Raw genomic sequence first — 19,016 nt, forward strand, 5'->3', positions numbered from 1 at the left:
GAGCATAGGATCAATCCGGCAAAAGGAACCCTCTTCGGCGATGCATTTCTGGGTTTTGTGGATCTGGTTGGCAATCTGCGCGCTGCAGGATCTGCGTCAGCGGCAGATCGCCAACAGCTTGACTCTGGGCGTCGCGCTGCTGGCCGGCCTGTACCTGTTGTGGACCGGCAGTACCTGGCTGGGGGCCAGTGCCGCACAGGGTGGTTGGGCATTGTTGCTGGCCCTGCTATTCACTTTGCCCGGGTATGCCATGGGGCGGATGGGGGCGGGGGACGTCAAGTTGATGGCGGCCCTGGGACTGCTCTGCGACCCAGAGCACTTACTGGGGGCCTTTATCGGCGCTGGGCTCTGCAGCCTGGTGTGGTTGCTGATCGCGCCCAGGCTCTGGTTTCAGCAGAAACAAGGGCTTGACCCCCAAGCGGGAGGGACCGGCAGGCGCTTGTCAAAAAAATACCCATTTGCCCCCTTTGTACTGGCTGGAATGGTCTTAACTGTGAGCGTGATCCATTAGTCGCCGGACTGATTAATGCGATGTACATAGTCGGAAAGTGGGTCTAGGTTTTTATGTGTAGCTGCCTGGATCATGCGAGGCAGGACAGGAGTGGCCAGTCGACGAATGGCCCGCACGGAGTAGCACGTGAACAAGCTCACCTCACAGATGAAAGTGCTCGTGGTCGATGATCAGCCACTGATTGTCGAAGAACTATGCGAGTTTCTTGAAAGCAGTGGTTACCGTTGTGTTCCTTGCGAGTCCAGCCTCCAGGCGATGGAGTGCTTCAACAAGGACCCGGAAATCTCCCTGGTGCTCTGCGATCTGCACATGCCGGATATGGACGGCATCCAGCTGGTGCAGGAACTGCAGCGACTGGCCGGCAAGCATCGGGTGTTCGAAGCCATCATGCTCACCGGGCAGGCGGACAAACAGGACGTGATCAAGGCCCTGCGCGCCGGCATTGCCGATTACTACCAGAAACCCATCGACCTGGACGAACTCCTCGAAGGCCTGCAGCGTCAGGAAGTCGCCTTGCAGGAGCGGCAGAAGAACCTGCACCTGGGGCACCTGAACCAGAAGCTGCAATTTCTTTCGGAGTCCATAGACGATCTCTACCAGGACCTGGACAAGGTCCGGCGTACCCCCGCCGCCAGTCGCAGCGAGGAGTCTCAGGGCGACAGCGCAGACGCTGATGCCATCGAGATTCCGGCCATCTTCAACCAGCTGTCGCCACGACAACTGGACGTGGCGCGACTGGTGGGCAAGGGGCAGACCAACTACCAGATCGCCTGTGAACTGGGGATCACCGAAAACACCGTAAAACTCTACGTTTCCCAGGTCCTGCGGCTGACCCACATGCACAACCGCACGCAACTGGCCCTGGCCTTGTCACCGAGCAATTCGGGGCTGCGCCAGCGGGTCACCGCCCACTGATAACGAGCAGTGCATGGCGGCGGTGATGAGCTCACCGCCGCTCGATTCCCTCCTGGCTACTTGGTTTCCACCTTGCCACCGGCATCCGGGTCGTACAGGTCCGGAATTTCGTAGTGGTATTTTTTCAACCAGCGTTGCAACGCCAGCTCACGTTCCGTGGGGGTCGCCGACTGTGGCTGCGGCGAGGCGGCCAGGTTGCGGCTTTGCAACAGCAGCCAGCCTTCGGTCTCCTGCTGCTGGGGCGAGGCGGGGCCTGCATCGATGGCTTGGGCAGCCAGAGGCATCGTCAGCAGGGCGGTGCAGCAGAGCATGGGCAGTTTCATTTCAGCGCTCCTTGGACGGCGTGGCCTCGGGCTGCAGGGTCGTGGAACCCTTCGCCACCTGGGGCACGGAGGCCGTGGTTGTCGCGGGTTTCCCCAGCGCCTCGGCGCGGGCCTGGGCCTGGGAAAATTGCTGGGGATTCAGGTTGGCCTGGCTGACCACTTCGGCGGCCTGCTTCCAGTTGTCCTGATAAAGCAACAGGGTCACCAGGTTGATGGCCGCCAGCGGCTCGGACTGCTTGAGCTCGATGGCGGTGAGGAATTCGAAGCGTGCATCTTCGATGCGCAACTGGTTGAGGTAGACGACCCCCAGGTCGTTGCGGATTTTTTCATTGGTCGGTGCCAGTCGCGCCGCCCTTTGCAGGTGAGCCTGAGCCTGGCCGTTGTCCCCCCGGGCCGCCGCCAATTGGCCCAGGCCATGCTCGCCCTCGGCGGCCAGGCAGGAGCCCAGCAGGCTGCGGTACAGTGGCTCGGCCTCATTACGGCCCAACAGGCGGTAGACCCGGGCCTTGCGCACCCGCACTTCGGCGAGGTTGTCCGGCAGGTTCTGCAGGTTGGCCAGGCTGGCGTGCAGCTTGCCGTCGTTGGCCATCTCATCGGCGAGGTTCACCGCCAGCTCCTGCTCGGAGCTGAGCTTGGCGCAACTGGCGGATTGGGTCAGGGCTGCCCACGGCACCTGGCCGTTGCTGGCGCATCCGCCGAGCAGCAACAAACTGGTGGCGACAATCATGGCTTTCATCAAATTCCCTCTAGGCAGCAAAGGCCCGGGCGATGGCGGTGAAGCCCGGCCCGGCCAGCACGATCAACAAGGCGGGGAAGAGAAACAGCATCATCACCACCGACATTTTGGCCGACATTTTCGATATGTATTCCTGCAGGCGAGTCAGGCGCCGGTCGTCGAGCAACTGCTTGAGGGCCTGCAGGGATTTCATCGCCCCGCCGCCTTGCAGTACCAGTTGCTGGAGAATCACACAGGTGTCGGTGAATTCGTCCACCGCCAGCAGGGTCGCGGTCTGGCTGAGCTCCTGGCCCAGCTCCAGGCCCGAATCGACCCGTGCCAGGATCAGGCGCAACTCGTGGGTCAGTTCCGGCAGCAGCTTCCCGGCTTCGTTGCTCAGGACCCGCAGGGCCTGTTCCACGGCCATGCCCGACTCGAACAGAATGCGCAGCAAGGGAATGAAGGTCGAAATCTCCAGGGCGATCTGTTTCTGCCGGCGGTGAGCGGCGTAGGCCAGGGCGCGCTTGGGCAGCAGATAACCGGCCCCGGCCGCCAGCATCGGTACCAGCCATTTGCTTTGCGCGTTGGGGAATGCCACTTCCTGGACAAAGATCACCAGGCACACCGCCAGCACCGGGGTCGCGATCTGGCTGGCGGCGAACAGCGAGCGCTGGCTGGCGCGACGCCAGCCCAGACGGTTGAGCAGGGTCTGGGTCTCGCTGTCCATGCTGACGGCGCGCTGGCCGAAGCGGCTGTCGCCCAACTGTCGCAGCCAACTGCCCAGGCGGTTGTCACGGGTCAGGTTGCCTTGCAGGCGCTGGGCAACCTGGCGCTCGCGCCGGCGTTGCTCCAGCACGCCGTTGCCAAGCAGCAGCAAGGCACCTAAAAACAGCATCGCAGCGGCCAGCAGAAGCATTTCAGATACTCCTCAACATGCGCCACAGGGCCAGGCAGCCGAAGATCTGCAAGCACACGGCAGTGATCAGCATTTTCTGTCCGGAAGGGTCGTGCCACATGCCCAGCATGTAGCTTGGGTTAGTGAGCATGAAGTAGCCCACCAGCAGCAGCGGCAGGGTTCCCAGGACCCAGGCGGTCATGCGGGTTTCGCCGGTCATCGCGCTCAGTTGTCGGGCCCCTTGTTCCCGCTCGCGAATCAGCTTGATCAGGTTTTCCAGGAGCTCGCTGGCGTTGCCGCCATATCGGTGATTGACCTTAAGGCCCAGGGCGAACATGCGTAACTCGTCCTGTTCGTAGAACTCGGCGAAATCGTTGACCGCGTCCGGCAGATTGACCCCCAGTTGCACGTTGCGCTGGATACGCCCCATGGCTTGTTTCAGCGGATCGTTACTGGCCTCGATGGCTCCCAGCACGGCGTCTGCCAGGGTGCGTCCGGACTTCAGGCTGCGCACGCTGTGATCCAGCAAGGGCGGCAGTTGCTCGATCATGCGTTTGAGCCGGCGCTGGTACAGCCAGGCGATATACAGCCGCAACAGCAGCGGTGGGCCGAAGAGGCAGCCCAGCAGTCCGAGCCAGTCCCCTAGCAGGTAGCCCAACAACATCAGCACTGCCCACACCGCCAGCCACAGGCCCAGGCGCTCACTGGGCTGGCCCAGGCCGGCGCGGGCGAAGGCGCGCTCCAGGCCGATCCATGGACTGCGTTGCGGGCTCAGCTCGGGTTGCCCTTCGGCCAGCCGGTTGAGCACTCGCTCACGCTCGGTCTTGCGCACACCGTGGTAGAACAGCCAGCCGGAAAGCCCCAGCAGAATCAGGCAGATCAAGGTAAGCAGCAGGCCGATCATGGGCTACCTCGCCGGTTCAATTGACGCTCAGCCCGCTCTCGCGGCGCAGTTTGTCCCCCGCCGGGTGCAGCGCCTCGCGCAGGAAACCGAAGCCAAAGCCGCTGCGGCGATCCAGGCGGAACAGGGTGTTGGTGACATAGATGTCATCGCGAATGCCCACCACCTCCACCACTTCGCTGACGCAGCGCCGGCCATCGGGCAGGCGGGTCAACTGGATCACCACATCCAGGGCCGCGCAGATCATCTGCCGCAAGGTGCGCTCGGCGATCTGGCGACCGGTCAGGCCCACCAGGGTCTCCAGGCGCAACAGGGCATCCTGAGCGTTGTTGGCGTGTACCGTACTCATGGAACCATCGTGGCCGGTGTTCATCGCGGTCAGTACATCCAGTACTTCCACGCCGCGGATCTCACCGAGGATGATCCGATCCGGGCGCATCCGCAGGGCGTTGCGGATCAGGTCGCTGGCCTTGACCTCGCCATGGCCTTCGGCATTGGGCGGGCGGGTTTCCAGACGCACCACATGGGGGTGCCCCAGTTGCAGTTCGGCCACGTCTTCGATGGTCACCAGCCGTTCGTGGGGATTGATCAACTGGCTGAGGATGTTCAGCAGGGTGGTCTTGCCGGTACCGGTGCCGCCGCTGATCAGGATGTTGCAGCGTTTGCCCACGGCCTCCTGGAGGAACTCGAAGATCGCCAGGTCGATGGTCTGCATGGCGATCAGGTCGCTGCTCTTGAGCATGTCCTTGCGAAATTTACGAATCGACAGGCAGGGGCCGTCCAGGGCGATGGGAGGAATGATGGCGTTGACCCGGCTGCCGTCCGGCAGGCGCGCATCGACCATCGGCGAGGACTCGTCGAGGCGTCGGCCCAAGGGGGCAAGGATCCGTTGCATGACCCGCTCAACGTGGTGGGCGTCGATGAAACGCAGGTCGCTCTGGTGCAGCACGCCGTCGCGCTCGACGAATACCCGGTGCGGGCCGTTGACCAGGATCTCGGTCACCGCCGGATCGCGCAGCAGCACTTCCAGGGGGCCGAAGCCGGTCAGCTCATCGACGATTTCCTCCGCCAGCCGTTCCATTTCATAGCGGGAAATCGCCAGGTGCATGCGCGCGATGTACTCCGCCACTTTGTCGGTGACGAACTGCGAAAGGTTCTGCCGGGAGCTTTCCAGCAGGTTTTTCCCCGAGTCTTCGATGGCATCGATGATGTAGCGATGCAGCACCAGCTTCAGGCCTTCGTGATCGCTATTGCCCGGTGCCGGACGAGCCGGGGCGCCAAAGAGTTTTTCGCCGCTCATCTGCCCCCCATGATTCTGTTGAGCCAGCCGGCCTTGGGCTTGGTCAGGCCTTCGGAGCGCTTGGCCAGGCGTTCGCCCAAGGTGCGAATGCTTTGGGTCAGGCTCTCCCGGGGGGCCATTTCAAACAGGGTGACTCCCTGGTTCTTGGCGTTCAGGCGCACCTCCGGGTTGTAGGCCAGCACCGCGATCACTTCCAGGCCGAAAGTCTTGCCCAGGGTTTCGGAATCCGGAGTGACGGCGCGCAGGTAGCGGTCCACCAGCAAGCGTGCGTGCTCCAGTTTCATGCCCTTTTCGCGCCAGTGATTGAGGACCGCCAGGTTGCGCCGGCAGTCGAGGACATTCTGGTCGGTGCACCAGATCAGCTTGTCGCAATGACTGACGAAGGTCCGCAGAGCCTCGCTGTCGGGCTGGCCAACGAGGTTCACCACGATGTGCTGGAAGTGCTGGCGCAAGGCACTGAGCAACATGTACAGCTCGGCGGCACTGGTGTGTTCCAGGGGCTCGTCGTGACTGGCGTAGGCGAGGATGCGCAAGCCGGCTTCAGTGCTGGTGAAGGCGCTGTCGATCAGGGTGGTATCCAGGCGCCGCAGGTGGCGCAGGGCATCGCCGAAGTGGAACGAACTTTCCAGCCCCAACAGTGCCAGGCTGTCGCCACGGGGCAGGCCGAGGTCCAGCAGCAGAGTCTGCTGGCCACTCTTTTGCACCACCAGGGCCAGGTGCCCGGACAGGAGTGCGCCGTCGCTATCGGCTTGCGCGCCGTAGAGCACGGTCAGGCCGCCCATCTGGGTGTTGGGCGTCACTGCCGGCAGGCGTTTGCTCAAACGTCGGACCAGACCGGCAACTTCGCTGGAACGCGAGCCGTAGGCGACGAAGTCCCGGGCGCCGGCACGCATGGCGTTGAGGACCAACTGGTTGTCCATGCCATCGCCGAGGGCGACGATCGCCAGCATCGGCTTGGCTTCCAGGGCCCCTTCGATCAGTGCGGCCTGGGCCACCACATGCTCGCGGTCGAGGCCGACGAACACCAGGTTGGCGAAAGTCACGTCCACCAGCGCCAGCAACTCGTCGAGGCTGCCATCGGCCCCTACCACCTGGCCCAGGGGCGCCAGGGCGCCTTGCAGCCATTCAAGATCGGTGCTGTTGCGGGTGATGGCCAGGAACGTCTGGCTCATGTTCTGGCTCATTGCGATAGCCCGCTGCGCTTGTCGAAGTTGCCGTTCTCGAGGAAGAACATGCGATAGAAGTTCGGGTCGTAGCTGCGCAGGCGTTCACCGGGCAAGGCCGGCAGCTTGGCATCGGCGGCCAGGGGCTGGACCAGATGCGGAGTGACCACCATCAGCAGCTCGCGCTCTTCGCGATTGATCGTCGAATCGCGGAAGAACGCTCCCAGTACCGGGATGTCCCCCAACCCGGGAAACTTGCTCACCAGGGAACTGTTGCGGGTGCTGATCAGGCCGCTGATGACGAAGCTCTCGCCATCGGCCAGGGAGATGCTGGTGTCCGTGCGTCGTACGATCAGCGCCGGTACCACGGTCCCGGCGATGGTCACGCCGTTGCTGTAGTCCAGCTCACTGACCTCCGGCGCCACTTTCAGCGAAATGCGACCGCTGTCGACAATGGTGGGGGTCAGGGTCAGGCGGATACCGAATTCCTTGTATTCGATGGTCACGCTGTTGCTAGCGGTGCTGGGCACCGGAATAGGGATTTCGCCACCGGCCAGGAAGCTTGCGCTCTGGCCGCTGAGGGCCACCAGGGAGGGCCGGGCCAGGGTGTAGGCGAAGCCGCTGCCTTCCAGGGCGTTGATCAGGGTCAGTACCCGGCCGTTGCCGAAGCCGATGTTGAAGGTGCCGTTGTCCAGGGGGATGTTGGTCCGCCGGCCACCGAAGGTCGGGGTGACGCTGCCGGCGGTGCCGGTGGTGACGGGAGCGGTGCCAGGGGAGCCGAACAGGAAGTTGTTTCCGCGGCCGAAGATCGAGGCACTGGCCTCCTTGAGCTTGGTGCGGCTGACCTCGACGAAGCGGATGTCGGTCTGTACCTGGCTGGGCAGCAACGGATCGTCGCTGATTGGCAAGCGGCTGGCGGTCATGTCGGCAGTGGCCCGGCCGCGGACGAACACCATGCTCTGGCGTGGAGTGCTGGAGCAGGAGGTCCAGACCATCAGGCTGGTGGCGCCGGGAGCCATGCCGGTGAGCAGAAAGGCCTTGTTGCCGTTGGCGTGGACATCGGCAACTTTCGGATCGCCTACCGCCAATCGAGTGATGACCACCGGGGACTGCAGCTCCTGTTGCAAACCTTCGCCGACTTCCAGCACGGCCGGCAACGGCGCCAGGCTTGAGCAGCCCGACATTGGCGCGGCCATGGCCGGGTTCCAGAGCCATTGGCCCAGACTCAGCGTCAGCAGTGTGGTGAACAGCGGCATGGAACGACTGCGCATGTCATGCATCCTTGCTCGATCAGGGGGTTTGTTGAGAGACCTGGTTGCCCCGGATGACCTCCACCGCCGAGCGTGGTCCGCCACCTTGGGCGAGCGGGCTACGGGGAGCTTTGCCGAGGGCCAGTTGAGTGAACTGGAACAGGTTGCTGTTGGCTGCATCGAGGTGGCCGATGGCGTCCTCATTGCCGGCCCAGTAGTGGGCCAGGCGCTGCTCATCGCTGCTGCGCACGGCCAGTCGCAGCACGCCGACCTGGGTGGCGAGCATCAACCGGCTCAAGAGCTGCTCGGGTACGGCCAGAACCACCGTGCGGGCGGCGATCCGGCGCTGGTCCTGCTTGAGCTTCTCCTCGCGGGTCACCGCTGGGGCGGCGGGCTGTCCGTCATTGGTCAGTCCCAGTTGCTCGCCCACTGCCAGTACCCGCATGGCGGGCACGGCGATCTGTGCCGATTGCTGTGGATTGGTCGTGTCCTGACGCAGAAACAACAGCACGTCGACATAGTCCCCGGGGCTCAGTTGCCCGGCGGCGCCGATGACTTCATCCACCGCTACCGCCAGGGCTCGCTCATCGCTGCGAATCATTCGTGCCAGGGTGCCACCGGTCTCGAAGCTCTGGGCGTTGAGCCAGGTGCCGGCACTCAGTTGTCGCCAGGGCATACGGCCCACCGCCTGATCAATGGCACTGAGGCTGCCGGCAGGCGCGGTGCGCAGTTTTTCCAGCGCCAGATCCGCGGCGGTGAGCGGAACGAAAGGTGGCACATCGCGCACCAGTACCACCACGGGTTGGCGGGTCTGGTCTTCGGCATTGCTGGTGACTTGTTCGACGACGCGGGGGGCCACCGGTTGAGCCGGTGGTGCCGGTTCGGGTTGACGGCTGAGGACCAGGCCCCAGTAACCGAAAAACACCGCACCCAGCAGCAGAAGTCCAGCCAGACCCATGGTGACGCGACTGTTCATGAAGGCTCTCCCTATCCTGCTGCACCACCAGCCCGTGATTCCAAACGAGTTAATTTCGCAATCAGGTAGCTATGAACATGCAACTATTTCGCTATGTGAAGGTAGTAGAGCTAGGACGAAATGCCATTAAGTCGTCGAAAAATAGCTAACAAAAGTATGAGTTGATTCAATGGGGCGAGTTTTTTGGCGCCAACCATCCGATTAATACTTTGTGATTAATCAGTTCTTACAGTTGCTGGGCCGGGCTTTGTTGACAATGCTCAGGTGGCACCGGGGAATTTTGCCCAGTGCTGTTCCAGTGGCGCCGTCTGGCGCAAAGGAGAGCTAGGATGATTCTTCAATATTTGTTGCTCAGGGCGCGCCTGTTTTTTGACCGCACCGAAGGCGCATCCGCGATCGAGTACGCGATTGTCGTAGCGATGGTGGCAGTGGTGGTCGTAGCGTTCGTTACCCCTCTGGGTGATCGTGTACTGGCCATCTTCAACAACATCCTGACCAGCCTTGGAGGCGACGCCGTCACCCGGCCTGAGCCTTGATCAGCGGAGTGGCCCAGGTGAGCAGCCGCTGGGCAGCGCTTTCGACAGACCTTCAAGCTACCCCCGGTTCCGTGCAGGCCTTCGGTTTTCTAGAACCGAAGGCCTGTTTGCGGTTACGCCACCGGTAGCCTGATGTTCGATGGCTGCGTTCAACCACGGGCGTGACGCTCACTCCAGGGTACTGTCCATGACCTCCCCTCAACCCACACGTCAGCAATTGTTGCTGGTGGACGACGAAGAAGATGCGCTGATGGAACTCGCCGAGCTGCTGGAAGGCGAGGGCTTTTGCTGCTTTACCGCCACCTCGGTGAAATGTGCTCTGGAACACCTCACCCAGCATCCGGATATTGCTCTGGTGATCACGGACCTGCGCATGCCGGAAGAGGGTGGCCTGTCGCTGATCAAGCGTCTGCGCGAGCACACCTCGCGCCAGCACTTGCCGGTGATCGTCATGTCGGGGCACGCCGACATGGATGACGTCAGTGACCTGTTGCGTCTGCAGGTCCTGGATCTGTTCCGCAAGCCGATCTATTACGTGCGCCTGCTGGAAACCCTCAATAATCTGTTTCCCCAACCCCGGCTGCATATCGTCGGTCCCTGACCTTCAGGCTTGCTCGGTCTTTTTTGCCGGCAAAAAAAGACCTGCTGGGGAGCAGGTCAAAATCACCCAACTGTTCAGAGTTGATAGCTGAAACTCAAGGTATAGCGCGGACGGCGGTTGTAGGTGTCCAGGGCTTCATCGGACATGGGCTTGGCGGCCTCCAGGGCGATGTTGTAGTGCTTGGTGTCGCCGAAGCGCAGACCCACAGCCGCCGATGACAGGTTGCTGCCCTTGACCGGCAACTGGTTGAACCAGGTCTTGGAGCGGTCCAGCACGACATAGGGTTGCAGTACCCGGACCCAAGGCCCCTCGCGACGGAAGCTGTAGTTCACCTCATAAGCCACACCCCAACCCTTGTCACCGGTGGCCTGGTCATCGGGATAACCCCGCGCGAAGTTCTGTCCGCCAAAACTGGCCCGTTCACTGTCTGGCAGATTGTCATCGCTCCAGTACAGGGCTGCGGAAAGCACCCCCTGCCAATTGTCGAAGAAACGGTCGCTCTGTACTCCCGCCACACGCAGGCGGAAGAAATCCAGATCGTAGAGTGCGTTGTTGGTCTTGGCTCCCATGCTGTCCAGGCCCTGGTAGAGACCGGCGCTGAGGATTCGCAGTTGGCGCGGATCGGATTTGCTCCAGTCGCTCTCCAGCGCCAGGGCGCGGATATCGGTTTTCTCTTCCAGGGTCAGGGGGGCGTTGTTCAGCCGATAGCGGGTCTTGTCGTTCACTGCATACAGGCGTGTACCGGCGGTGAGCATCTCATTGGGCGAGGCGATGAAGGGGTGGCTGACGCCGATGGAGAAACGGTCGTTTGCGCGATGGGGCTCAAGCTCCAGGCCATTGCCCAATTGCACGTTGCTTCGCGGATCACTGCGGTAGCGCGCACCGTAGAGGCTCAACTGCGTGCCCTCGGAACCCAGCAACTGGCTGTAGTCCAGGCGGTAGTAGTGTTCCTTGTCCTTGCCCGGGGGAAACAGTCCGCTGAGGCTCAGCTGTTCGCCCCAGGCCGTTTGCGAGCTGCTGGTAATACCCACCAGGGCCTGCAGACCTTTGCGATTGTCGTCGGTGCTGTTGAGGGTGGTGCTGATGGATTTGCGGCTGGCCACGGCGACCAATTGGGTCGCACCGTCGGTGGTTCCCGGTGGTGGCACCACCGCTTGCAGGGTCACGCCCGGTACCCGGCTCATCAGAGTGGTATAGCGCTCGAAGGTCTTGCGGGTCAGCGGGCGTTCGGCCTTTAGCTTGCTCACCAGCTTGTCCAGATAGGCGGACACCGGGCCGATGTCGCCCTGTAGCTGGTAGTCCCTGATATAGCCCTCCACCAGCACCACCCGCAGGACACCCTGGTTGAAGTTCTGCTGCGGCATGAAGGCGTAGGACAGCAGGTAGCCGTCGTTCTGGTAGCGTCGGGTGATCTCTCGGGTGGCTTCGATCAATTGAGCGAAGCTGGTTTCATGGCCGATCAATGGCTGGTAGATCGCCGCCAACTGCTCAAGAGGGTAGACCGTGCCACCCTCGATCTGGACCTGACGCACCGTAACCTTGGTGCCCATCATCAGCGGCTGCTGCCCTTGGGGGGCGACGGGTTGCTCAGGCGTCTGCAACTGCGGTGTAGCCGGGCGGTAGGCGTCCACTGGCAGGTTGGGTTGGGGCAGGTTGGTAATGCTGTCGTTACTGTTGAGAAAACGGGGAAGGGAGTCGGCGTAAGCGGAGGTACAGCATCCAATCAACAACAAACTGGCCAACGTGCGCATAGGACACTCCATGGTCAAGCCGCAGCGATGCTAAAAGTCCTCATTCCATGCACCGTTCAAGGTCTGAGCCCTGATCAGGTGCTGGAGGGTGATGCTCTGGATAAACAAAAAGGCGAGAGATTCATCTGAACCTCTCGCCCTCAACCAAGCGTAGGCGCTGCAGGTGAGGCCGTCGAATCGGCCAGGTGCAAATTATTTCTGGCCGCCCAGGGCGCCGGTCAAACCACCCAGCACACCACCCAGGCCACCGTTGAGACCTGCTCCTGTAGAAGCGCTGCCGCTGGCGCTGGCTCCGACGCCGATCCCGACTCCGACCCCACCGAGCAGACCGCCGCTGGGGGCAGTGCCGCCGTTGACCAGACCGCCGACCGAGGCCACGGTGCTGCCCACTGCGCCGAGGGTGCCGCCCAGGGAGCCGCCGACCTGATTGCCGCCCGTGCCACCGGCAACAGTGGTACCCACATTGCTCACAGCCCCGCCCGCTTGGCCCAGCAGACCGCTGACCTGGCCACCCAGGCCGCCGGCTGCGCCCACTTGCTGGGTCAGACCGGTGACGGAGCTGGTGACCGGATTCAACGCCGAACCCAGGTTCGCGCCGACACTGGCCAGGGGCGCGGTGACCACCAGGTTGGGAGTGCCTGGGCCGCCCAAGGCTCCGCCCACCGAGGCAACCAGGCCGCCCACCGCAGTGCCGGCGGCGCTCACTGCGCTGACCGTGCCATTGGTGTTGCCGGTATTGATGCCATTGCCGAGGTTGGCCACTGCACCGCCTGCGACTTCCAGCATGCCGGTGCCGCCCAGGCCAGTACCGCCACCGCTTCCGGTGCCGCTCCCGGACTTGCCGACGTAGCCAGCTGCGCTGTTTACCGCGCCGCTGGCATTGCTCAGGGCATTGCCCAACAGATCGGTCACAGGGTTGCCATCACCGGTATTGCTGACCTTCTCGCCGGTATCATCCACAGCATCGCTCACGCCTTTGATCAGTCCCTTGACTGGTGCGCCCAGGCCGGTGGTGCTGCCCACCTTGCCAGTCAGGCCTTCTGCCATGCTCACTACCGGTACCAGTACCTTGTCACCCACGCCATCGGTTAGGGTGCCGACTGGCCCGCTGCTGGTGACGGTACTCAAGGTGTTGCCCAGCATGGTCACCCGGGTGCCGACACCGCTGAGTACCGGGGCCACCCTGGTCACCACGCCACCGACGACCGGAACGCTTTGGGTGGTCGTTGCCAGTTGCCCGCTGAGATCCTTGACTCCGGTGCCCACATCGCCGACCACGTTGCCGACGGTGGCCGTGGTCTTGCTCAGGGCCTTGGGATCGCTCCCCAGTTTGCCAAGGCCGTTGGTCAAGCCCTCACCAACGCTGTCCACCACATTACCGGTAGTGTTGACGGCACTGCGGGCCAGGCTGCCGACCACTGGAACCGTTGCCAGAGAGTCGCCCAGGTCGCTGATGCCGTCGCCGACATCGCTCACGGTAGTGCCCACGCCGGCCACCACGTCGGCGGTCACCAGGGTGCTGGTCGTGCCACCGGTGCCTCCGCCGGTACCACCGCCCGTTCCGCCACCGGTGCCTCCGCCGGTACCACCGCCCGTTCCGCCACCGGTGCCTCCGTCAGTACCACCACCCGTTCCGCCACCAGTGCCACCGTCAGCAGTGGTTGGAGATGAACTGCTCGAACCACTCTTATGACCACCACCGCCGCCGCTGCAGCCCGCCAGGCTGAGGGTCAGGATTATCGCCAGTGCTGTACACGCTTTCCATCCGAATTGAGTTTTCATGAGAGGTATCCCTTGCACCTATTACAACGTTCGTTGTTTTCGATAGCTCTCCAGTTCTATTGCTGGAGATACCTTCGTCCGTTGTCTACATGAAAGGCGCGAGAGACTTTTTGAACAATTATGAACTTGGTATTAATGAGTTTTATTCTTGGTTTTCTACTGCTTTAAAAGTGACTAGTTTGAAAGTATTGTTTGTGAAGTTTGTGCTTTTTAAGTGGTTATTAATCAATGCCTTGTATCTCTGGATGGAGCGACTGCTCGTGAGCTCTAAACGAAAGTTATATATATACAATTAATGGGTTCTGTTTTGTTTTCTGCTCAAGAGAACGGCAGTTTTCTAAGATTCTGTTAATGGGTGTCGAGGACTTTCAAATCTGCGCTGGCCTATACTGCGCGGCCGAATTGCTGTTGGAGCCTGTGATGCCTAGTCCAATCTGGTGGCTGTTGTGCCTGCCGTTTTTCGCTGGTGCCTTTCTGGCCCTGCAAGCCGGAATCAATGGTCAGTTGGCCAAGCAGGTCGGCGGTGTGCTGGCCGCAGCACTGATTTCCTTTTTTGTCGGTACTGCAGCCTTGTTGATCCTGGTGTTGATGCAGCGTGAGATGCCCTCGTTGAGTGCCCTCAAGGGCCTGACCTGGTGGCACTGGTGTGGCGGCCTGCTGGGGGTCTTTTTCATCACCACCGCAGCTTTTGCCGGGCCACGGATCGGCGCCTTGCTGTTCATGGCTCTGGTGCTGGCGGGTCAGTTGAGCATGGCCCTGGCCCTGGACCACTTTGGTTGGGTGGGCTTTCGCGAGGCGCCGGTGAGCCTCGGCAAGATTGCCGGATTGCTGCTGATCGTCGCCGGTGTAGTGCTTATTCGCCGTGGTTGATGACGTCTCAGGCGATGGGCTGCCAGCGACCCTGCATATGTTGCAGATCGCCATTGCCCAGTAGCTGGAGTTCGCCACTGGACCCTGCAGCGCTGGCCAGCAAGCGGACGGTTCCGGGCAGCAGCACGGGCTTGATGAAATGCACCGACACTTCGATATTCGCGGCCGGCAGGTGCTCGCTCAGTGCCGCCAGGGTCATGGCCTTGTTCCACAGACCGTGGGCTATGGCCTGGGGAAAGCCAAACAGGCGGGCACTCCAGGCACTGAGGTGGATAGGGTTGTAGTCACCAGAGACCCTGGCGTAGCGCCGGCCGATATTGCTTTCGGCCTGCCAGCGGCTCACCTCGTTCAGGCCTTCGCCCAATGCTGGAAGCGGCGCGGCAGGTTCTCCGGGCAACTTGACTGTGCGACAGAGCATCTGGCTTTCGGCTTCCCAGAGCGGCCCCAGCAGATCGTCCACGGTGGTCACCAGATCGAACACCGCCCCTTTGGCGTGAGGTTGCAGGTTGTCCACCCGGACGCCGATGCGCACGCTGCTGACGTTGCCCATGGGGCGCAACACTCGAATCCGGTTGGCCAGATGGACCAGCCCCAGCAACGGGAAGGGGAAGTTCTGGGCGGTCAGCAGCTGCATTTGCAGGGCGAAGGCCAGCACATGGGGATAGGTAGCGGGAAGCAGGCCGTTGTCGGCAAAACCGCAGACCTTGCGATAGGCCGCCAGCCGTTTGGGCTCCAGGCTGATCCAGCAGCGCAGTCCATCTTCGGGCAACTCGGTGCCATTGCTCCGCCGTCTCAGCGCCGCCTTGAGAAACAGCGGCGGCAAGAGCGCAGGCAGGTTCAGTTCATGCCAGTGCGTTGTCATCTTCAGGCTCCCAGGACACTTTGGCCACACACCCGCAAGGCTTGCCCGCTGACCGCGCCACTGCCCGGCTGGCCGAGCCAGGCCACGGCCTCGGCGACGTCCTGAGGCAGGCCGCCCTGGCCCAGGGAACTCATGCGGCGTCCGGCTTCGCGCAAGGCGAAGGGCACCTTGGCGGTCATCTGGGTCTCGATGAAGCCTGGCGCCACGGCGTTGATGCTGATGTCCCGGGCCTTGAGCAGCGGTGCCCAGGCCTGGGCCAGGCCGATCAGCCCGGCCTTGCTGGCGGCGTAGTTGGTCTGCCCGCGGTTGCCGGCAATGCCGCTGATGGAGGCCAACAGGATCACGCGTCCGTGATCGTGCAGCCGGCCGCTGTCGAGCAGGGCCTGGGTCAATACCTGCGGGGCGTTGAGGTTCACCGCCAGCACGGCGTCCCAGAACTCCGCGGTCATGTTGGCCAGGGTCTTGTCCCGGGTGATCCCGGCGTTGTGCACCAGAATGTCGATGCCCTCGGGCAGTTGTTCGAGCAACTGGGCCGGGGCGTCCTCGGCGCAGATATCCAGGCCGATGGCGCGTGCGCCGAGACGGGCCGCCAGAGCGTCCAGGTCGGCCTTGGCCTGGGGCACATCCAGCAACAGCACCTGGGCCCCGTCCCGGGCCAGGGTTTCGGCGATGGCCGCGCCAATGCCCCGGGCCGCGCCGGTGACCAGGGCCTTGCGCCCGGCCAGCGGCCGGCTCCAGTCCTGGACCTGACTGGCGCAGGGCTGCAAGTGGATCACCTGCCCGGAAACATAGGCGCTCTTGGGCGAGAGAAAGAATCGCAGGGCGCCTTCCAACTGCTCTTCGGCGCCCTCGGCCACATACAGCAGTTGCAGGGTGGCGCCGTTGCGCAGCTCCTTGGCCAGGGAGCGACTGAAGCCTTCCAGGGCACGCTGGGCGCTGGCGGCAAAGGGCTCTGTCAGGGTGTGCGGAGCACGTCCGAGGATCAGCAGATGGGCGCTGGACTCAAGGCTGCGCAGCAGCGGCTGGAAGAACTCCCGCAGTTGCTTGAGCTGATCGGTATGCCGCAGTTCGCTGGCATCGAAGACCACGGCCTTGAGCTTGGGCCCATGGCCGGGAATCCAGGGCGTGGCCAGGGTTGGGTCGGTGCCGTAGCTGTAGACCGAATCGGTCAGGCGCGGTGCCAGGGCGCTCACCTGTTGGGCCATGGCGCCGCCACCGATCAACAGAGCGCCTTCGATGGGCCGCAGGCGGCCGGCCTGCCAGCGCTCCAGACGTACCGGTGACGGCAGGCCAAGGGCCCCGACCAGGCGCTGGCCGATGGACGAATTGGCGAAGTCGATATAACGGTCGGACATGGAACGCACTCCGCAGGCTGGGGTTCAAAGTGTGGACCACGAATGGCCCCGAGTCGTTCGATCTGCGAGAAGCCTCCTACGCTAGTGGGAGAGGTACTCACCGAAGTCGCACTCATAGAATAGGGAGCTTTCCATGACACAGCTGCGTCGCGTCGCGATTATCGGCGGTAACCGCATTCCCTTCGCCCGCTCCAACGGCCCGTATGCCACGGCCAGCAACCAGGCCATGCTCACGGCCGCCCTGGAGGGCCTGATCGAGCGTTACCAGCTCCACGGCCTGCGCCTTGGCGAAGTGGCGGCGGGGGCGGTGCTCAAGCATTCGCGGGATTTCAACCTGACCCGGGAGTGCGTACTGGGTTCGCGGCTATCGCCCACGACACCGGCTTACGACATCCAGCAAGCCTGTGGCACCGGCCTGGAAGCGGCCTTGCTGGTGGCCAACAAGATTGCCCTGGGGCAGATCGACTGCGGCATCGCCGGTGGCGTCGACACCACCTCGGATGCGCCGATCGGCGTCAACGAGGGGCTGCGGCAGATCCTGTTGCAGGCCAATCGGGCCAAGACTACCGGCGACAAGCTGAAGATCCTGCTGCAGTTGCGGCCCCATCACCTCAAGCCGGAACTGCCGCGCAACGGTGAGCCGCGTACCGGCCTGTCCATGGGCGAACACTGCGAACAGATGGCCAAGACCTGGAACATTCCCCGTGGCGAACAGGACCAACTGGCCCTGGAGAGCCACCAGAAAATGGCCGCCGCCTATGCCGAAGGCTGGCACGACGACCTGCTCACCCCCTTCCTCGGCCTGACCCGGGACAACAACCTGCGCCCGGACCTGACCCTGGAAAAACTCGCCAGCCTCAAGCCCGCCTTCGATCGCAGTGCCGCGGGCACCCTCACCGCGGGCAATTCCACGCCTCTGACCGATGGCGCCTCCCTGGTGTTGCTGGGCAGTGAGCAATGGGCCCAGGAGCGCGGCCTGCCGATCCTCGCCTACCTGCGCGACGGCGAGGCTGGCGCGGTGGATTTCGTCAAAGGAGCCGAAGGCCTGCTGATGGCCCCGGTGTATGCCGTGCCGCGCTTGCTGGCGCGCAACGGGCTGAGCCTGCAGGACTTTGATTATTACGAGATCCACGAAGCCTTTGCCGCCCAGGTGCTGTGCACCCTCAAGGCCTGGGAGGACGCGGATTACTGCAAGACCCGCCTGGGCCTCGACGCGCCTCTGGGCCGCATCGATCGCGCCCGGCTTAACGTCAAAGGCAGCTCCTTGGCGGCGGGGCACCCGTTTGCCGCCACCGGCGGGCGCATTGTCGCCAACCTGGCGAAGTTGTTGAGTGTGGCAGGGCAGGGCCGCGGGCTGATTTCGATCTGTGCGGCGGGTGGGCAGGGCGTGACGGCGATCATCGAACGCTGAGGTTCGTGGCATTCGCCGGCAAGCCGGTTCCTACAGAGAAGTGCCTCCAAATCCGTAGGAGCCGGCTTGCCGGCGAAAGGGGCCTCAAGTCTTGAAGCGCCGCACCAGGCTGTCCAGCTCATTGGACAGCCCCGCCAAGTTCTGGGAGTCCAGGCGTGCCGCGTTGGCCAGTTCCGCCACCCGTTGCGCATCGCCATGGATCTGGCTGATGTGCCGGTTGATGTCTTCCGCCACTTGATGCTGCTCCTCGGCGGCGGTGGCGATCTGAGTGTTCATGTCGCGGATCACGTCCACCGACTCGCGGATCTGTCCGAAGCTGTTGCGCGCGAGGCCGATGCGGTTCACCGACTGTTGGGACACTTCCAGGCTGGCGTGCATCTGCTGGGTCACGGCGCTGGTGCGCTTGGCCAGGTTGCCCAGCAGCCCGTCGATCTCGGCGGTGGAATCGGCGGTGCGCTTGGCCAGGGCGCGGACTTCGTCGGCCACCACGGCAAAACCGCGCCCCTGCTCTCCGGCCCGGGCGGCCTCGATGGCGGCGTTGAGGGCCAGCAAGTTGGTCTGTTCGGCGATGGAGCGGATGGTGCCGAGGATCGACTGGATGTCGTTGCTGTCGCGTTCCAGTTGCTGCATCGATTGCGCCGACTGCTCGATCTCCTGGCTCAGGCGGTCGACGCTGTGCACCGCGTCGTCGATCTGCTGCTGGCCTTCCTGGGCCTGACGCTGGCCGCTGTCTGCCGATTCGGCGGCCTGGCTGCAGGAGCGAGCCACTTCGTTGGCCGTGGCTACCATTTCGTGGAAGGCCGTGGACACCATGTCCACCGCTTCGCGCTGGCGTCCGGCGGCTTCGGCCATGTCGTTGGAAACTTGGGTCGAGGAATGGGAGGTGGCGAGAATCTTCT

General features: G+C 63.1%; 19 protein-coding genes. 6 read left to right on the forward strand and 13 right to left on the reverse strand.

Annotation, left to right across the window (positions count from 1 at the left end; all coding sequences use genetic code 11):
• Positions 1-40 precede the first annotated feature (40 nt).
• Both KHO49_RS04465 and KHO49_RS04470 read left to right on the forward strand, forming a co-directional pair.
• Complete coding sequence (locus KHO49_RS04465; protein ID WP_110595488.1) at positions 41-511, forward strand: A24 family peptidase; 471 nt, start codon at positions 41-43, stop codon at positions 509-511.
• A gap of 126 nt (positions 512-637) precedes the next feature.
• Positions 638-1,426: a response regulator transcription factor gene (locus tag KHO49_RS04470; protein WP_110595489.1), complete on the forward strand. Its 789-nt coding sequence runs from the start codon at positions 638-640 to the stop codon at positions 1,424-1,426.
• Positions 1,427-1,482: 56 nt separating this feature from the next.
• On the opposite strand, the gene KHO49_RS04475 is transcribed toward KHO49_RS04470, so the two are convergent.
• Genes KHO49_RS04475 through cpaB form a run of 8 tightly spaced genes read right to left on the reverse strand, consistent with a single transcriptional unit; the run spans position 1,483 to position 8,949 of the window.
• Positions 1,483-1,749, reverse strand: coding sequence for a DUF3613 domain-containing protein (locus KHO49_RS04475; RefSeq protein ID WP_102881936.1), 267 nt, complete (start codon positions 1,747-1,749; stop codon positions 1,483-1,485).
• A 1-nt stretch (position 1,750) separates the two neighbouring features.
• Positions 1,751-2,485 carry a tetratricopeptide repeat protein gene (locus tag KHO49_RS04480; protein WP_110595490.1) on the reverse strand — a complete coding sequence of 245 codons (735 nt, stop codon included), beginning with the start codon at positions 2,483-2,485 and terminating at the stop codon, positions 1,751-1,753.
• Positions 2,486-2,495: 10 nt separating this feature from the next.
• The gene (locus KHO49_RS04485) at positions 2,496-3,380 is read right to left on the reverse strand and encodes a type II secretion system F family protein (protein WP_102863012.1); all 885 of its coding nucleotides are present in this window, start codon (positions 3,378-3,380) and stop codon (positions 2,496-2,498) included.
• A gap of 1 nt (position 3,381) precedes the next feature.
• Positions 3,382-4,263 carry a type II secretion system F family protein gene (locus tag KHO49_RS04490; RefSeq protein WP_213664671.1) on the reverse strand — a complete coding sequence of 294 codons (882 nt, stop codon included), beginning with the start codon at positions 4,261-4,263 and terminating at the stop codon, positions 3,382-3,384.
• Between the two features lie 16 nt (positions 4,264-4,279).
• A complete protein-coding gene (locus KHO49_RS04495; RefSeq protein ID WP_102863014.1) occupies positions 4,280-5,560 on the reverse strand; it encodes a TadA family conjugal transfer-associated ATPase in 1,281 nt (426 codons plus the stop codon).
• Positions 5,557-6,744, reverse strand: coding sequence for a CpaE/TadZ family protein (locus tag KHO49_RS04500; RefSeq protein ID WP_102881934.1), 1,188 nt, complete (start codon positions 6,742-6,744; stop codon positions 5,557-5,559). Before KHO49_RS04500 ends, KHO49_RS04495 begins: the two co-directional genes overlap by 4 nt.
• The gene (locus KHO49_RS04505) at positions 6,741-7,994 is read right to left on the reverse strand and encodes a type II and III secretion system protein family protein (protein ID WP_123391192.1); all 1,254 of its coding nucleotides are present in this window, start codon (positions 7,992-7,994) and stop codon (positions 6,741-6,743) included. The genes KHO49_RS04500 and KHO49_RS04505 overlap by 4 nt, the downstream gene beginning before the upstream one ends.
• 19 nt (positions 7,995-8,013) lie before the next feature.
• On the reverse strand, positions 8,014-8,949 hold the full coding sequence (gene cpaB / locus KHO49_RS04510; RefSeq protein WP_213664672.1) for a Flp pilus assembly protein CpaB: 936 nt from the start codon (positions 8,947-8,949) through the stop codon (positions 8,014-8,016).
• 329 nt (positions 8,950-9,278) lie between these two features.
• Between cpaB and KHO49_RS04515 the strand changes: the two genes are divergently transcribed.
• Positions 9,279-9,485: a Flp family type IVb pilin gene (locus KHO49_RS04515; RefSeq protein ID WP_102881931.1), complete on the forward strand. Its 207-nt coding sequence runs from the start codon at positions 9,279-9,281 to the stop codon at positions 9,483-9,485.
• Between the two features lie 187 nt (positions 9,486-9,672).
• Positions 9,673-10,086, forward strand: a complete 414-nt coding sequence (locus KHO49_RS04520; RefSeq protein ID WP_110595495.1) for a response regulator — start codon at positions 9,673-9,675, stop codon at positions 10,084-10,086.
• 74 nt (positions 10,087-10,160) lie between these two features.
• On the opposite strand, the gene KHO49_RS04525 is transcribed toward KHO49_RS04520, so the two are convergent.
• Both KHO49_RS04525 and KHO49_RS04530 read right to left on the reverse strand, forming a co-directional pair.
• Positions 10,161-11,837 (reverse strand): ShlB/FhaC/HecB family hemolysin secretion/activation protein, encoded by a 1,677-nt coding sequence (locus KHO49_RS04525; protein WP_123391188.1) that lies wholly within the window; start codon positions 11,835-11,837, stop codon positions 10,161-10,163.
• Positions 11,838-12,029: 192 nt separating this feature from the next.
• A complete protein-coding gene (locus KHO49_RS04530; protein ID WP_213664673.1) occupies positions 12,030-13,619 on the reverse strand; it encodes a collagen-like triple helix repeat-containing protein in 1,590 nt (529 codons plus the stop codon).
• 420 nt (positions 13,620-14,039) lie between these two features.
• Between KHO49_RS04530 and KHO49_RS04535 the strand changes: the two genes are divergently transcribed.
• Entirely contained in the window at positions 14,040-14,489 is a 450-nt protein-coding gene (locus KHO49_RS04535; protein WP_102863022.1) for a DMT family transporter, read from the forward strand.
• 7 nt (positions 14,490-14,496) lie between these two features.
• Here the strand turns inward: KHO49_RS04535 and KHO49_RS04540 are convergent, their stop codons facing one another.
• Positions 14,497-15,351, reverse strand: coding sequence for a MaoC family dehydratase (locus tag KHO49_RS04540; RefSeq protein WP_102881926.1), 855 nt, complete (start codon positions 15,349-15,351; stop codon positions 14,497-14,499).
• Between the two features lie 2 nt (positions 15,352-15,353).
• Positions 15,354-16,706 (reverse strand): 3-oxoacyl-ACP reductase, encoded by a 1,353-nt coding sequence (locus KHO49_RS04545; RefSeq protein WP_213664674.1) that lies wholly within the window; start codon positions 16,704-16,706, stop codon positions 15,354-15,356.
• 133 nt (positions 16,707-16,839) lie between these two features.
• Here KHO49_RS04545 and KHO49_RS04550 point away from each other — a divergent pair, with 133 nt between their 5' ends.
• The gene (locus tag KHO49_RS04550) at positions 16,840-18,117 is read left to right on the forward strand and encodes an acetyl-CoA C-acetyltransferase (protein WP_110595500.1); all 1,278 of its coding nucleotides are present in this window, start codon (positions 16,840-16,842) and stop codon (positions 18,115-18,117) included.
• An 84-nt stretch (positions 18,118-18,201) separates the two neighbouring features.
• On the opposite strand, the gene KHO49_RS31455 is transcribed toward KHO49_RS04550, so the two are convergent.
• Positions 18,202-18,969 carry a methyl-accepting chemotaxis protein gene (locus tag KHO49_RS31455; protein WP_371826197.1) on the reverse strand — a complete coding sequence of 256 codons (768 nt, stop codon included), beginning with the start codon at positions 18,967-18,969 and terminating at the stop codon, positions 18,202-18,204.
• Positions 18,970-19,016: the final 47 nt, after the last annotated feature.

The organism is Pseudomonas sp. RC4D1, assembly GCF_018390395.1.
Lineage (GTDB): Bacteria > Pseudomonadota > Gammaproteobacteria > Pseudomonadales > Pseudomonadaceae > Aquipseudomonas > Aquipseudomonas danubii.

Bases quoted from the DNA above. Each gene is read 5' to 3' on its own strand.
- KHO49_RS04465 (WP_110595488.1), top strand. From the start codon at position 41: ATGCATTTCTGGGTTTTGTGGATCTGGTTGGCAATCTGCGCGCTGCAG.
- KHO49_RS04475 (WP_102881936.1), bottom strand. From the start codon at position 1,749: ATGAAACTGCCCATGCTCTGCTGCACCGCCCTGCTGACGATGCCTCTG.
- KHO49_RS04480 (WP_110595490.1), bottom strand. From the start codon at position 2,485: ATGAAAGCCATGATTGTCGCCACCAGTTTGTTGCTGCTCGGCGGATGC.
- KHO49_RS04485 (WP_102863012.1), bottom strand. From the start codon at position 3,380: ATGCTTCTGCTGGCCGCTGCGATGCTGTTTTTAGGTGCCTTGCTGCTG.
- KHO49_RS04490 (WP_213664671.1), bottom strand. From the start codon at position 4,263: ATGATCGGCCTGCTGCTTACCTTGATCTGCCTGATTCTGCTGGGGCTT.
- KHO49_RS04495 (WP_102863014.1), bottom strand. From the start codon at position 5,560: ATGAGCGGCGAAAAACTCTTTGGCGCCCCGGCTCGTCCGGCACCGGGC.
- KHO49_RS04500 (WP_102881934.1), bottom strand. From the start codon at position 6,744: ATGAGCCAGAACATGAGCCAGACGTTCCTGGCCATCACCCGCAACAGC.
- KHO49_RS04505 (WP_123391192.1), bottom strand. From the start codon at position 7,994: ATGCGCAGTCGTTCCATGCCGCTGTTCACCACACTGCTGACGCTGAGT.
- cpaB (WP_213664672.1), bottom strand. From the start codon at position 8,949: ATGAACAGTCGCGTCACCATGGGTCTGGCTGGACTTCTGCTGCTGGGT.
- KHO49_RS04515 (WP_102881931.1), top strand. From the start codon at position 9,279: ATGATTCTTCAATATTTGTTGCTCAGGGCGCGCCTGTTTTTTGACCGC.
- KHO49_RS04520 (WP_110595495.1), top strand. From the start codon at position 9,673: ATGACCTCCCCTCAACCCACACGTCAGCAATTGTTGCTGGTGGACGAC.
- KHO49_RS04525 (WP_123391188.1), bottom strand. From the start codon at position 11,837: ATGCGCACGTTGGCCAGTTTGTTGTTGATTGGATGCTGTACCTCCGCT.
- KHO49_RS04530 (WP_213664673.1), bottom strand. From the start codon at position 13,619: ATGAAAACTCAATTCGGATGGAAAGCGTGTACAGCACTGGCGATAATC.
- KHO49_RS04535 (WP_102863022.1), top strand. From the start codon at position 14,040: ATGCCTAGTCCAATCTGGTGGCTGTTGTGCCTGCCGTTTTTCGCTGGT.
- KHO49_RS04540 (WP_102881926.1), bottom strand. From the start codon at position 15,351: ATGACAACGCACTGGCATGAACTGAACCTGCCTGCGCTCTTGCCGCCG.
- KHO49_RS04545 (WP_213664674.1), bottom strand. From the start codon at position 16,706: ATGTCCGACCGTTATATCGACTTCGCCAATTCGTCCATCGGCCAGCGC.
- KHO49_RS04550 (WP_110595500.1), top strand. From the start codon at position 16,840: ATGACACAGCTGCGTCGCGTCGCGATTATCGGCGGTAACCGCATTCCC.
- KHO49_RS31455 (WP_371826197.1), bottom strand. From the start codon at position 18,969: ATGGCCGAAGCCGCCGGACGCCAGCGCGAAGCGGTGGACATGGTGTCC.